General features: G+C 56.4%; 14 protein-coding genes. 3 read left to right on the forward strand and 11 right to left on the reverse strand.

Features of this window, described 5'->3' with window-relative positions:
- Nucleotides 1–70: 70 nt before the first annotated feature.
- Together CBW65_RS04465 and sigW are read right to left on the reverse strand one after the other, a co-directional pair.
- Entirely contained in the window at nt 71–685 is a 615-nt protein-coding gene (locus CBW65_RS04465; protein ID WP_087455792.1) for a zf-HC2 domain-containing protein, read from the reverse strand.
- A 14-nt stretch (nt 686–699) separates the two neighbouring features.
- Nucleotides 700–1,266 (reverse strand): RNA polymerase sigma factor SigW, encoded by a 567-nt coding sequence (sigW, locus tag CBW65_RS04470; RefSeq protein ID WP_087455793.1) that lies wholly within the window; start codon nt 1,264–1,266, stop codon nt 700–702.
- 213 nt (nt 1,267–1,479) lie between these two features.
- Between sigW and CBW65_RS04475 the strand changes: the two genes are divergently transcribed.
- Nucleotides 1,480–2,043, forward strand: coding sequence for a hypothetical protein (locus CBW65_RS04475; RefSeq protein ID WP_087455794.1), 564 nt, complete (start codon nt 1,480–1,482; stop codon nt 2,041–2,043).
- A 352-nt stretch (nt 2,044–2,395) separates the two neighbouring features.
- Here the strand turns inward: CBW65_RS04475 and CBW65_RS04480 are convergent, their stop codons facing one another.
- From CBW65_RS04480 to CBW65_RS04510, 7 genes are all read right to left on the reverse strand, one after another.
- On the reverse strand, nt 2,396–2,776 hold the full coding sequence (locus CBW65_RS04480) for a DUF3888 domain-containing protein (protein WP_087455795.1): 381 nt from the start codon (nt 2,774–2,776) through the stop codon (nt 2,396–2,398).
- 118 nt (nt 2,777–2,894) lie between these two features.
- The gene (gene sat, locus CBW65_RS04485) at nt 2,895–4,067 is read right to left on the reverse strand and encodes a sulfate adenylyltransferase (protein ID WP_087455796.1); all 1,173 of its coding nucleotides are present in this window, start codon (nt 4,065–4,067) and stop codon (nt 2,895–2,897) included.
- A gap of 47 nt (nt 4,068–4,114) precedes the next feature.
- On the reverse strand, nt 4,115–4,885 hold the full coding sequence (locus CBW65_RS04490; protein ID WP_087455797.1) for a sulfite exporter TauE/SafE family protein: 771 nt from the start codon (nt 4,883–4,885) through the stop codon (nt 4,115–4,117).
- A gap of 85 nt (nt 4,886–4,970) precedes the next feature.
- Complete coding sequence (locus CBW65_RS04495) at nt 4,971–5,672, reverse strand: phosphoadenylyl-sulfate reductase (RefSeq protein ID WP_087455798.1); 702 nt, start codon at nt 5,670–5,672, stop codon at nt 4,971–4,973.
- A gap of 296 nt (nt 5,673–5,968) precedes the next feature.
- Nucleotides 5,969–6,868 (reverse strand): arginase, encoded by a 900-nt coding sequence (gene rocF / locus CBW65_RS04500; protein ID WP_087455799.1) that lies wholly within the window; start codon nt 6,866–6,868, stop codon nt 5,969–5,971.
- 49 nt (nt 6,869–6,917) lie between these two features.
- The gene (locus CBW65_RS04505; RefSeq protein ID WP_087455800.1) at nt 6,918–9,428 is read right to left on the reverse strand and encodes an ATP-binding protein; all 2,511 of its coding nucleotides are present in this window, start codon (nt 9,426–9,428) and stop codon (nt 6,918–6,920) included.
- Nucleotides 9,425–10,558, reverse strand: coding sequence for a metallophosphoesterase family protein (locus CBW65_RS04510; RefSeq protein WP_157721769.1), 1,134 nt, complete (start codon nt 10,556–10,558; stop codon nt 9,425–9,427). The genes CBW65_RS04505 and CBW65_RS04510 overlap by 4 nt, the downstream gene beginning before the upstream one ends.
- 139 nt (nt 10,559–10,697) lie before the next feature.
- On the opposite strand from CBW65_RS04510, the gene CBW65_RS04515 reads away from it, so the two are divergent.
- Both CBW65_RS04515 and CBW65_RS04520 read left to right on the forward strand, forming a co-directional pair.
- The gene (locus tag CBW65_RS04515; protein ID WP_087455802.1) at nt 10,698–10,997 is read left to right on the forward strand and encodes a hypothetical protein; all 300 of its coding nucleotides are present in this window, start codon (nt 10,698–10,700) and stop codon (nt 10,995–10,997) included.
- Between the two features lie 43 nt (nt 10,998–11,040).
- Complete coding sequence (locus tag CBW65_RS04520; RefSeq protein WP_157721770.1) at nt 11,041–11,421, forward strand: DUF3899 domain-containing protein; 381 nt, start codon at nt 11,041–11,043, stop codon at nt 11,419–11,421.
- A gap of 259 nt (nt 11,422–11,680) precedes the next feature.
- Here CBW65_RS04520 and CBW65_RS04525 read toward each other — a convergent pair whose 3' ends face one another.
- Nucleotides 11,681–12,367, reverse strand: coding sequence for an acylneuraminate cytidylyltransferase family protein (locus tag CBW65_RS04525; RefSeq protein WP_087455804.1), 687 nt, complete (start codon nt 12,365–12,367; stop codon nt 11,681–11,683).
- Complete coding sequence (locus CBW65_RS04530; RefSeq protein ID WP_087455805.1) at nt 12,354–13,412, reverse strand: nucleotidyltransferase family protein; 1,059 nt, start codon at nt 13,410–13,412, stop codon at nt 12,354–12,356. Before CBW65_RS04530 ends, CBW65_RS04525 begins: the two co-directional genes overlap by 14 nt.
- Nucleotides 13,413–13,419: the final 7 nt, after the last annotated feature.

Below are 13,419 nucleotides of genomic sequence, written 5' to 3' on the forward strand. Positions count from 1 at the left end.
CCTTCCTAAGAAATCTTGAAGAAAAAATAAAACCCCTCCTCCCAAGTTGTTGGGAAGAGGGGTTTTCGCGTCACTTGCCGTCGCCGGTCAGTTCGCGAAACAGATCTTTCAGATAGTAGCTGACTTTCTCCAAGGCTTCGTCCACTTCCGCTACTTCGCCGGAAATGTCCGCTCCGGCCACGCGGGCGAGATGGACTTGGCCGTTGAGCGCTGTCACGTTGCCGTTGACTTTGCCGCGCACTTCGATGTCGCCGTTTTGGATGACGAGATCGCCGTTGTATTCACTGCCTTCGGGCACGATCACTTTGCCGTCCGTGACGATCAGCCCGTCGGTGTGGTCAGCTTGCAAGGCGAACTCTTCCGGCGTTGCCCACGATGCGCCAAGCCCAAACACGAGCAGGACAGCCGCTGCGATCCCGCTGTATTTCATGAACGGGACGCGCCAGTTACGGCGCGGCGGCGCGATGTGCTCGAGCTTGCCGAGCACGTTTTCCGTAATGCCGGGCGGGGCTTTGTGCCAGTCGGCGCCTTCGAGGCTTTGGATCGCCGAGCCCAGCTCTGTGAAGTGGGCGAGGCAGTGCTCGCAGGCGGCGAGGTGTGCTTCAAATTCGGTACGCTCGGCTGCGCTCATTTCTTCATCCAGATACTGATGAAGCCGTTCTTCACTATTCTCATGGCAGCTCACGAATGAGCACCTCCCTATTGCATCGGCCGGAGACCGGCACGCAGCGCTTCGCGTCCGCGATGGATGCGTGTTTTGACCGTCGAAACCGGCACCTCGAGTATTTCACTGATCTCCTGCAGAGACAGGTCATGCAAATATTTAAGAATCACGGCTGTGCGGTAGTTGTCGGGCAGCGCCTCGATCGCGTCCTGCACCTCTTGGCGCGCCTCGTTGCGCACCGCTGCCTGCTCCGGCGTGTCGCCGGGCGACTTCAGCCGCGAATACATGTCGCCTCCTTCGATCCCGTCCACTTCGGCATCAAGCGAGTAGTCCGCCTTTTTCTTGCGGATGCGGTCGATGCACAGATTGGTGGCGATGCGGTAGATCCAAGTCGAAAACTTGTGATTCGCATTGTACTTGTTCAAGTTCGCATACGCCCGCAAAAACGCCTCTTGTGCGATGTCCTCCGCTTCCTGCGGATTGCCGAGCATGCGGTAGCCCAGGTTGTACAACTTGTCTTTGTACAGCTCGACCAGTTCCGCAAATGCGAGGCGGTCGCCTTTTTGAGCCCGTTTCACGATACGCTGTTCAATCAGTTCCATTACGTTCCTCCGCCGTGTTTAGTTCCGGCTGTCTGTACATACGAACTCGCGCCGAAAAAGTTTCATGATCTTTTTTCATTTCCCTGTCTGCTAAATAATTCCTGCCAATGCATGTGGAAAATGTCGAAATCAGGCAGAAAGTATACTTATCAAGTTAGAAGGTACTTCAAGTGATTGCTAGAATTATTTAAAACATAAAACAGGAGGTGATCTATGAGTATTCGAAAATTCATAATCCCAATCACACTTTTATTACTTGTGGCGGTGCTTTCTATGGGGTACACGTCATTCCGAGTATATAAAAACAATGAAGGAATTACCCTTTCAGAAGCATTTCACTTGGGTTTCGAACGGGCCAAGGCTTGGGATTCGAACGCACAGTTGGTTGATTTAGCAAGCGTGGATGACTGGCAAGGCGGAAGCAAAGGAAAAGACGGAAAAAGAAGACATTGGAACTTTATTTTTTGCGTACCCGGCAAGCCCCAGTCACTGATCTTAACGCTGCATGATCAGGAGTTCGTCTACTCGAAGCCAGGTCACGACACGTTTACGGAGTTCATCACAGAGGCTGAACTGCAAATCGACAGCCCCGCTGCTTTAAAGGCAGCCCCAAAAAAGCAACTGCAACCCAAGGTGCAAGGCGAGTCAGAAGGATACCACTTTATCCTTCTAAAGCACAAGGGAAAAAGCATGATCATAGTCGATGGCCAAGACTCAGGAAGCAACACGAAAAAGCTATACATTGATTCAGCGTCTGGTCGGATCATCGAACTTTAAAATCGAGAGGAGAATCGATATGAAATGTAACGGCGTATACCGGTGATTCTGGAAAATTGACCTATTACGGAACATCCCCCATCGCCCATTACACCGTGGCTGTACATCCTAAGACGTGTGGGAGCCCGACTTCAAAAACGATCTGGCCGCAAAATACAATCATTGAGCTCGATCAACCTGTCTACATCAAAGATGTTGGATATCGCTCAACATTTCGTGTGGAAGATATGGGGGATATATACTGCAATCACGGTTTGACCGACTATTTCATCGACATCTTTTACGGAACGACCAACCAATACAACAAAAATCGAGCATTAGAGATGTGGCAAACAAGAGGCTACACAGCTACTTATTGATGTCGGGGTAATTCTCTGTGTTCGTAATTCACAACTTTCCCTCCAGATGTATCGATGTGTATCGTTAAGGTATCGAGTCCTTCTGGAGGGTTGTGCGCCCCGATAAAGGTTTTTATTTGTACCCGTACTTTATAGTTGAAGCTTTGCTCGGGGTCCTTCTGAATGTCGAGGATTTTTGCATCAAACAAACCGTATTGCCGAACTTCCCCGTAGTACTGTTTTGTTGCCTCTGAGATGTAGGGGTTTAAGGAAGTCAGCAACACTTCCTGACAAGGTTCTTCTTTAGGATGATCATATTCAGAAAGCGCTTGTTGTGGAACAAAGATACCTGTCAGATGACAGACAAACAGAAGTACGGCTATTTTCCGCTTCATCAAATTAACCTTCCTTCATGTAGAATCGTACATTTGAAGGTAGGTTTTGCAAAAACTTTTCAGCTAATCCAGAAAAAGCCCCTTTGAGTTAATCAAAGGGGCTTTGGTATAAATCAATTTATTTCACAGCTTCTTTTTCACGCAGGCCGCGGATCAGCACTTCGGCGACTTCCGGGCGGGTGAACTCGACGGGGAGGCTTTCTCCGGCGCGGAGCTTGGCGCGGACTTTGGTGCCGGACAGCGTGAGGTGGTCTTCTTTGCCGTGCGGGCAGGTCTTGGTCGAGGCCATCGAGCCGCACTTGGTGCAGAAGAAGCTGTGCTCGAAGGTCAGCGGCAGGATGCCGAGCTCTTCGGCGGTAAAGTTGCGGAAGATCTCCTGCGCGTCATAGGTGCCGTAGTAGTCGCCGACACCGGCATGGTCGCGGCCGACGATGAAATGCGTGCAGCCAAAGTTCTTGCGCACCATCGCGTGGAAGATCGCTTCCCGCGGGCCGGCATAGCGCATCGCCGCCGGGAACACGCCAAAGGCGACGCGCTTCTCTGGGTAGTAATTTTTCAGGAGCACCTGGTAGCTCTCCATGCGCACATCGGCCGGGATGTCGTCCGATTTGGTTTCGCCTACCAGCGGGTTCAGGAACAGGCCGTCGACGATTTCCAAGGCGCATTTTTGGATATATTCATGGGCGCGGTGCACCGGGTTGCGCGTTTGGAAGCCGACGACGCTGCGCCAGCCTTTTTCTGCGAACAGGGCGCGGGTTTCTTGCGGATCGAAACGGAACTCTTGGAAATCATGGTCCGACTTCTTCTCGATCAGCCAAACCGGTCCGGCGAGGTAGACGTTCGGGCGGGCAAACAGCTTTGCCACGCCCGGGTGCGCCGCGTCGGTGGTGCGGTAGACCATTTCGGCTTCACGGGCTTTGTCGGGGATGAATTTCTCGGTGACTTCCAGCGTTCCGTACGTCACCCCGTCCTCACCGACCAGCGCCACGATTTCGCCAAGCGCAATCGTTTCTGCTGTTTCTTGAGTGACCGGCAATGTGATCGGCAAACTCCAGACGGTGCCATCGGCCAGGCGCATCGTTTCGACGACGGAAGCATAGTCCGCCTGGCCCATAAAACCGGTAAGCGGCGAAAACGCACCATTTGCAATCAGTTCCAAATCGGACAGCGCAAACGCGTCCAGCGCGACTTTTTTCGCGCTTTCGGCGATCTTTTGCTGCTCTGCGCGCTGCTCACCTGTCAGCACGCGGTTGATCAATGTTCCGCCGTGTGGCGCAATCAGTCCATTCACTCGTACAGACCTCCCAGACGTTATTGAACGCATCAGTTTGAACTCCATCAATTAAACAGCATCTTGAATCCGGACAGGAAAATCATCAAAAACAGGCAGGAGCGCACGGCAACCTCCGGGATTTTCAGCGACATGCGGCTGCCGAGCAGAATGCCCGGGATCGAACCGATCAGCAAGGAGCCGACGAGCGGCAGGTTGACGTTGCCGATGGCCAGATGGGCCAGCCCGGCGACGCCGGTGACCAGCACGGCCTGCACGATGTCGGTGCCGACCAGCCGCGACGCCGCGACCGGGTAGATCAGCAGCAGGAAGGCCATGAACAACGTGCCGGAGCCAACCGAGGTCATACCGACGATAAAGCCGCCGATCAGTCCGAGCGTGATCATCTTGCGCTTATCCGCCTTGATCGGTTCGGCGTTATCCGCCGCATGTTTCTGCTTTTTGAACATGCGGAAGACCATCACGAACGCGATCAAAAGGTAGGTGAAGCCAAGCATGCGCCCGACGATCCCTTCCACGCTGTCCATATACAGGCTCTGCAGGTACAAGATCGTCATCGAGCCGAGAAAAGCGCCGGGCACGCTCCCGATCGAGAGCAACTTGACGACTTTCCAGTCGACCGTCTTTTGACGCCAGTGCTGATACCCGCCAAAGATCTTGGTGATCGACGCGTAGAGCAGGTCGGTGCCTACCGCCACGGTCGGCGCCACCCCGAACAGAAAGATCATCATCGGGGTCATGATCAGACCCCCGCCCATCCCCGTCAACCCAATTAACAATCCGACGACGAAACCGCCCAACGATACTTCCCAACTCATTCAACTACCTCCTGTCGCAAGGCAAAAACGCAAGGATGTTAAGCGTCGACGGGGTGAGAGATGTCTCATGCTGCGTCTCGTGCGCTTATTGGTGCAACCCGCACTCCGTCTTCTCATGTCCTGCCCAGCGTCCTGCGCGCGGGTCTTCGCCCGGCTTGACCGCACGGGTGCAATGGATGCAGCCGATGGACGGATATCCTTGGTCATGCATTTTGTTGTACGGCACTTCATGGGCCGCGATGTAATCCCAGACTTGTTTGTCCGTCCACATGACGATCGGGTTGAACTTGACGAGGTTGAACTTGGTGTCGAGCTCGACCACGCCTGAGTTGGCACGGGTCGGCGACTGCTCGCGGCGAATCCCGGTGATCCAAGCGTCCAGTTCGCCAAGCGCGCGCTGCAGCGGCTCAACTTTGCGGATGCCGCAGCAGCCGTTCGGGTCGCTTTTCCAGAGTTCTGCGCCGCGCTGTTCGGACTGCTCTTCCAACGTCAGGAGCGGGGAGTATTTGATCAGGTTGGCCTTGTATTTTTCAAGGATGCGGTCACGCACCTCATACGTTTCTTCAAAGAGGAGATCCGTATCGAGATAGAAAATCTTCGCGTCCGGCTTGATTTTGACGATCATGTCGACGATCGCCACGTCTTCCGCGCCAAAGCTGCAGGCAAACGAGATGTTTTCCACCTTGTCAAAAGCCAGCTTCAAGATCTCTTCCGGGCTTTTGTTCAGGAACTCTTCATTCAAACGTGCTACTTCTTCTGCGGACAAAACAAACGACTTTGTGCTCATCCTCTACACTCTCCTCCTGCATTTTCGATGAATAACAAACCCTTATCCTCCGAATAAGGATTCCTTATATCAGAGACAAAAAAAGCAGTCCCCTCTGCATCGAGATGACGTATGCCTAACTCCAACCCTGTTTTAAGATATACATGACTAGGGCGAAGCGTTCCCAAATCGGGCAATCGTCTAATTCCTTATTTACAACTCGGATTAAGGGTATTTGCTAAAAGAAGTATAAACCCTCTCCCATATTCCGTCAATAAAAAAAGCACCCATTCCGGGTGCTTTTCTGGTGATTGCGATTACATGACCGATTCGCCGAGCAAGGAGCAGACCAAGTCGACGGCGGTGCGGGCGGTGATGTTGTGCTCGTCGAGGATCGGGTTGACTTCGACGAGGTCGCAGGAGACGACTTTGCCCGATTGGTAGAGCATCTCCATCGCGAGGTGGCCTTCGCGGTAGGTGACGCCGCCGAGCACCGGGGTGCCGACGCCCGGGCACATGTCCGGGTCGATCGAGTCGAGGTCGAGCGACAGGTGGATGCCTTCGGTGCCTTCGGAAGCGATGCGGATCGCTTCTTCCATCACTTTGGCGATCCCGATCTTGTCGATCTCATGCATCGTGAAGCAGGTGATGCCGTGCTGTTTGATCAGTTGGCGCTCTTCCGGGTCGATCGAACGCGCGCCGACGATGACGACGTTCTCCGGGCGCAGTTTCGGCGCGAAACCGGCGATGTTGACCAGCTTTTCGTTGCCAAGGCCGATGCAAGTCGCCAGCGGCATGCCGTGGATGTTGCCCGACGGGGTGGTGTCTTCGGTGTTCATGTCGCCGTGCGCGTCAAACCAGATCACGCCAAGCTTCTTGACATGCTGCGCCACACCGGCGATCGAACCGATCGAGATCGAGTGGTCGCCGCCGAGGATGATCGGGAAATGCCCTTGCCCCATCGTGTCGCTCACCTTGGAGGCGAGATCTTCGGAAACTTGTGCCACTTCCGGCAGGTACTTCAGCTTTTCATTGTCGATCCCATGCGTCTCTGCGGTCGGCACATTGATGTTGCCTTGGTCTTTCACGGTCAATCCGAGGCGCTCGATGCGCTCTTTCACGCTGGCGTAGCGGATCGCGTACGGACCCATGTCGACGCCGCGGCGGCCTTGGCCGAGGTCCATCGGGACGCCGATGATGCTTACCGTCTTTTTCATCTATGTGGTCCTCCTTTTCAGCATCTTGCTGGTATGTAGAACAGGCTTATTATGTCCTTTTTATCATACCATATTTTTCTGCGCTCAAATCGACGAGACCCGTCCGGCCTGCGCCCATCTGCTGCAGACGCTCCACTTCCTGCTCGCGGCAGGTGAAGAGGAAGATCTGGCGGTTGTCCGCTTCTTCGAGCAGCACATCATACACCGCATCGAGACGCCCGTCGTCGTAGCGGCGGAACGGCTCGTCGAGCAGCAAGGGCAGTTGTTCCCCGCCGGGGATCATCCAGCCGGAAAGCGCAAAGCCCAACGCAAAGGTGATCTGGTCCATCGTGCCCGCAGACAAGGAGGACAGCTCCACCGTGTAGCCGGAGTCGGGCGAGATGGTGGTGATCGCCTCTTCGCGGTCAAGATATACTTCCTGATAGCGCCCGCCGGTGATCCGCGAAGTCACATCGGACAGCCCGCCGGCAAAACGCGGCGCGATCGCCTGATAAAGCTCTTCTTTCACTTCGCTCCACAGCTCTTGCGCGATGCTCAGTGCTTCGCGCTCTTCGGTGATGCTCTTCAAGGCTTCTTCTGCCCGCTCCATTTCCAGCAAAAGGTCGGCCGGGGAGGATGCTCCCTCCTGCAGCGTTTCGTAGCGGGTGCTGGCGGCGGCGTAGGTGGACTTTTTCTCCAGCAAAACGCGCTCCGCTGTCCGCCACGACTCGTACCAGCGCTCCACTTCTTCACTGCTCACCGACTCCTGCATCAAAAGCGACGGCGGTGCTGGCTGGATGCCAAGTTTTTCGGCGATCTCGACGTAGCGCTGGAGGTCTTTGTCGAGCAGTTGCAGTTCGTGCTGCAAGTCTGCCTGTTCGCGCTCCCAGACCAGCCCCTGCTCTTTGCGGCGGCGGGACTCTTCGAAGCGCGCTTCCCATGTTTCGATCTCGCGGCGCAACGCTTCGTTATCGAAGGACGCCGCCTGCGACTCTTCGCCGCCGATGACGCGCAAAACGCGGCGGGCGATGATGTCGCGCTCGGAGTTGGCGCGGTTGTATTCGCCTTGGAGCCATTGGAACTGCTTGTCGTACAAGGAGACCTGATGGCGCGCTTTGAGCAGGTCGTTCCACTTTTGGCGGAACTGGCGCGGGGTGTCGACACCAAAGTCGGCGAGCTGTTGCTGCAGGGACGCTTCGAGACGCTCCTGCTCGGCCGACATCGCTTCCTGTTCGAGCTCGGCGCTTTTCTGCTGCTGCTTCCACGCTTCGATCTCCGCCGTCAGCTTGCCTGCGGAAAAATAGGAGAAAGCGGCGAAAAACAAGGCGAGGAGCAGCAAGATGCCCAGGTAGAGCTGCCAGAAGGTCAGCGGGACGGCGATCACAGCGGCGATGGCGCCAAGCATCAGATTGCGTTTGGCTGTGGCGAGACGCGCTTCGAGCCCGGACAGTTCGGCCTCGTCTCGCGGGAGGGTGCCCTGCTCGTTGTGCTGCTCGTACCATTCTAAGCGGCTCGCTGTCTGCTCCAGCTGGGTGAGTTTGCTTTCGTCCATCGTTTTGTATTGTGCAGCGTAGGCGGCCGCTTCCCGGGACTCGTCTTCGAGCACTTGCAGGCGCTTTTGGTAGGAGTCGGTCTCCTGCTTAGCCGTGACGAGCCGCTGGAAGTCTTGCTGGACGTCGCGGAATGCTTCTTCGTTGAGACCAAGCGGCGCGAGCGCGGCGTTGGCTGCTACCGCTTCTTCGAGCTGCAGCAACCGTCCGGCCAGTTCGCCGCGGCGGGCTTCCTGCACGTTGAGGAACAGGGAGAGCTTGTCGCCGAGCTCGCGGCGCAGGCGCTGCTCGTCATGGACCGCTTCCTGCCACTCGGCCGCTTCGCCTTCTGCGTTCAGGCGGGCGTCGCGCTGGGAAGTTTCTTGGCTGAGCGCGTCTTGGTAGGCTTTTTTCAACTCGTCGCGCTGTTTGATCGCCAAGCCAAGCGGCTTGGTGCCGGCCCGTTCGGTGCCGATCGCATCGAGGCGCTTGGCGATCGCTTCTTCCGCATCGCGGATGCGTGACTGCTCGGGGATCATCAGCTCTTCGGCAGCGCCGCCTTGGGAGTGGCGCACGCTTTCCCGCAGCCATGATGCCCGCTCGCGCTCATCGACCGGGCCGATGCAGAGCGTGTTGACAAAAAGTTCGCGGTCCGCGCCGGTCAGCTCTTTGGCGAAGGCGAGCTCTTTGTTGGAATCGACCGCAAACCGCTTGGTGACTTCTTCGCCGGTGTCCTGGCGGTAGACGCGCACCCATTCGTCTTCTTTGCGCAGGGAGCGCTCGATGCGGTAGGTGACGCCGTCCTGCTCAACCCAGAGGATGCCGCCGTAGGGGCTGCCTTGCCAAGGGCGGTATTTGGCTTCTTCTTCTAAATAGACGGCACGCTTGCGGCCCGGCTTTTTCATGCCGTAGAGCATGGCGACGAGGAACTGCTGCAGGGTGGATTTGCCCGCTTCGTTTTGGCCGTAGATGATGTTCAGGCCTTGGTCGAAGGAGAAGCTGACCCCGCTGTAGCGGCCGAAGCCGTCGATCTGTGCTTTGAGGATTCTCATGCATTCACCACCTTGCCGCGTTCGTAGGCGAGCAGGCCAAGCTGCAAGGCCCGCTCGAGGGTGCGGCGTTTTGCTTCGTCCGTTTCGTTGTCGAGCCGTTCGCGGAGCCGGGCCACGTACCTGCCTTGGGCAGAGTGGGCAGCAAATGCGTCGCCGTCGATGTCGGGATGGGTGGCATCGGTGAGGCGCAGGTGGTACGCCGTGCCTTGGAGGCGCTCCAGCAGGTCGTCGCGGTCGAGGATCAGGCTGGGGTCGAGCGCGCCGGAGAGCGTGATTTCGAGCAGGTCGCGGCCTTTGGACTCGGCAGGCACCGCTCCGTTCACTTTTTCGACGATGTCAAAAAGGGACTGGGCGCCGCTGATGTCGACGTCGAGAAGGCGGTACGCTCGTTGTGCTAAGGGCAGCCATTCGACGCGTGCGCCGCCGCGGGTGACTTCGAGCAGGAAGGCGCCGTGTTCGCCGGGCTCGTCGTAGCCGAGCGGTTCGAGGGAACCGGAGTAGGCTGCTTGCATCAGACCCGCTTCGTCGAGCAGGACGTTCGCTTGGTGGTAATGGCCAAATGCGGCGTAGTCGGCGCCGATGTTGCGCACGTCTACGGCGGTGATCGGCAGGTACGGGGTGCCTTCAGGCGCTTCGAAGGAACCGTGGATCATCACGATATGCAAGCCTCCGTCTTGGGGGACTTGGTAGTTTTGGAAGGGATTTTCGCGGAGCCATCTGGCTCCATAACCGTAGCCGTGTACGGTCAAATTGTAAGTTTCAAATGTTACAGCCCCAACTTCCGGGCCGAAGATATGCACATTGTCGGACCACTCCCCATAGGAATACGGGCCGCCCGCTTGCAGACAGTCATGGTTGCCCGGCGTGATCAGCACGGGCCGGTTGAGCCCGGCGAGCAATTGGCGCACTTCCACCACTTCCGCTTCCGACACCCACTCCGCTTCGAAGAGATCGCCGGTGAGCAGCAAAATTTCTGCTTTCTGCTCGACGACCGCCTCGACCAGCTTGCGGAAGGTGCCGAGCAGTTCGCGCCGTCTTTTGCGCGCCTTTTCGACCGGAAAACCACTCCCGGAAAACGGCGTGCCAAGGTGCAGATCTCCTGCTTGCATGATTCGAACCACTTCGCGCATCGTCCAAGCTCCTTTCGTAATGTCTCTTCTATATGTCTTCTCACTCGCAGGTTCGTTTTCCTGTAGGGCAGGGCTAACAGGCGCAAAAATGTGGTAAGATAGATGGAAGATTGGCATTGCAGGAAAGGATGTGGCAGGCGTGACAGATTCGAACAGCACCAACTTGGATCCATTGTTAGAGGTGGAGCCGATTAACGATATCGATCTGCTTTTGCTGTCGTGGGCACAGATGGAAGCGATTGAACTGATCGTGGCGGATGAGGAAGCGGCTGAGGCGAAGACAGATCTGGTGGCTTTGCTGATGACCGATTACGGAGTGACAGATATCCGGTTGATCGAGCGTACATATGAGTATTATGAGGTTGGGTATCGGCAAGGCGGAGAGGAACTAACGATGCGCTTTGAGACGGTGGAAGTGGAGAGCATTTACGATCTGTAGGGTTTGAGGTTGATCGGGAAAGGGGTGCAGGATGGGAAGAGGGTTGAAGCGCGGGCTGTATATTGGACTGATCGCGTCGGTAGTGGTCGCGGTGTATGTGTGGTTTAAGTATCGGCCGGACGGGGTGGCGAGCTATGCGGAGCACTTATCGAATTCGCTTTTTCAGATTGGATTGTTGCTGCTGATTATTGGCGTGGTGATCTTCTCGCGGCTGTTTTCGTTTAGACGCCGTTATAATCTGCCGGCGATTATTCCGAAGGGCAAGACGCCGGAGGATGTGGCGGAGTTGAAGGCGGAGGATGAGGAGAGGAACGAACGGGATAAGCTCGAACTCGCTGAGAGAGGCCGCGATGCTACTTTTTTGGTGGCGGCTGGGGTGGCGATTTTGGTTTCGATATTGTTGACTTTGGATCAGATGTTGTAAAAGAAGAAGACGCTGCCCTGGGGGCAGCGTTTTTTTGTCGTTTATGGAGGCTGGGTGGTCGGGTCCGGGCGGGACATGCTCCGGGTTCACGTTTCATCTGTACCCCTTGATTGAGTAAAACCTTTTTAGAGGAAGGGTAAAGATTCAAAGATCACCACTTCCGCATATCCCGCCCTCCCCCGAGGGGCCTTTGATGCTTTAGGTACAAAAAGATTTTTCAAGCCCTTCAAGCCCTTAGCCTTTCAAGATCTATGAAGGCTTACTTGTATTGCTTTAGAATGGCGTCAGCCAAGAATAGATCGAGTTCGGTGTCGATATCAAATGATCGTTCGCTGGGCATCACGTGCGCGATAGCGCCTTCTGCTAGGAAACTTTTGGTCTCTTTTAACCACTGCGTTTCCGCCACGTAGACGGCTCCGTTTAAGGCGAACGCCTTAGGGAGGTCTTGGCGGCGGGTGACGAGGGGTTGTTGGATGAGGGGCTGCAGGCGGTTGTTGGCTTGCAGGGTGTACATCCAGTACGGGCTTTTGGATGGCTCGGTGACGGTGACACAACAGGGCGCTTTGGCGCTTAGCATCTGCTCGATGGTGGCGTCGATATCGGCGGATGTGCGCAGCGGCGATGTGGGCTGGAGCAGGACGACGTAGTCGTAGTCCGGTTGCTGCTCCAGCGCATGCAGGATCGGGTCGATGCCCGGCGTATCATCTGCGGCCAGCTCTGCGGGGCGGACGAATGGCACGTCGCAACCCCAGGTCTGGGCTGTTTGGATGATCTCGTCATCTTCGGATGACAGGATCACGCGGTCGACGTATTTGGACTTTGTCGCCGCCTCGATCGACCAGGCGATCAGCGGCTTGCCTGCAAGCTCGCGGATGTTTTTGCGCGGGACACCTTTGGAACCGCCTCGGGCGGGGATCACCGCGAGCACTCGCTTAGTCCCGATCATGGAACACCTCGGCGAACTCGCCGTTGGCACGCTCGTAGTCGGCCATCTGGCCGATGTCCATCCAGTACTCGCGGATCGGGAAGACGCTCGTTTCACTTTTTCGTTGGATCAGCTGATCGAACAGGCTCGGCATGTCGTAGAACTCGTCTTGGGGGATCAGGTCGATACACTCCGGCTCGAGGACGTAGATTCCCGCGTTGACGAAGAAATGCTCGACCGGCTTCTCGACGATCCCCATCAGACGATGCTTGTCCGTTTTGACCACACCATACGGGATCTGGAAATCATACTCGCGCACACACATCGTTCCCGTCGCACCATGCTCTTGGTGGAAATCGAGCAGCTGCTGGAAGTTGACTTTGGTCAGCAGATCCCCGTTCATCACGAAGAAGGTCTCTTCGGGACGCTCCGGCAAGAGCGACAAGGCTCCGGCGGTGCCCATGCGCTTTTCTTCGTGGACGTAGCGGATCTCGACGCCGAAGCGCGAACCGTCGCCAAAATAGTCGCGGATCATCTCTGCTTTGTAATTGACGGAGAGATAGAATTTGTGGAACCCGTACTCGATGAAATTCTGCATGATCGTCTCGAGCAGCGGCTTGGTGCCGACTTTGAGCAGCGGCTTTGGCGTATCGTTGGTCAGCGGCGCCAGCCGCGTCCCGAGTCCGCCCGCCATCAGGACGACCCAGTTGTCTTTTTGGTTGGAACGCAGGATGTCGGCCAGCACTTGCACCCCAATGACCAGACCGTCGCGGTCGATGATCGGGATCTGTTGCAGTCGGCGCAGCTTCATCGTCGCCAAAATGGTCTCTTGCGTATCTTGCGAGGACGCGGTGATCGGCGACGTGTTCATGATCTCCGAGACGGGACGGTCCAGCCCCACACCTCGCAAGATCCCGCGCCGCACGTCACCGTCGGTCACCGTGCCGAGCAGTCGCCCGTCTCCATCTGTGATCAGTGCGATCTGCAAAGCCCCTTGGTCGATCGTCTCGATCGCCCGCAGGATGGAAGCGGACGGGGGTATCAGTATCTGTTTCCAGTTTTTCATGTCTTCC

The organism is Tumebacillus avium (genome assembly GCF_002162355.1).
In the GTDB taxonomy this organism is placed as follows: domain Bacteria; phylum Bacillota; class Bacilli; order Tumebacillales; family Tumebacillaceae; genus Tumebacillus_A; species Tumebacillus_A avium.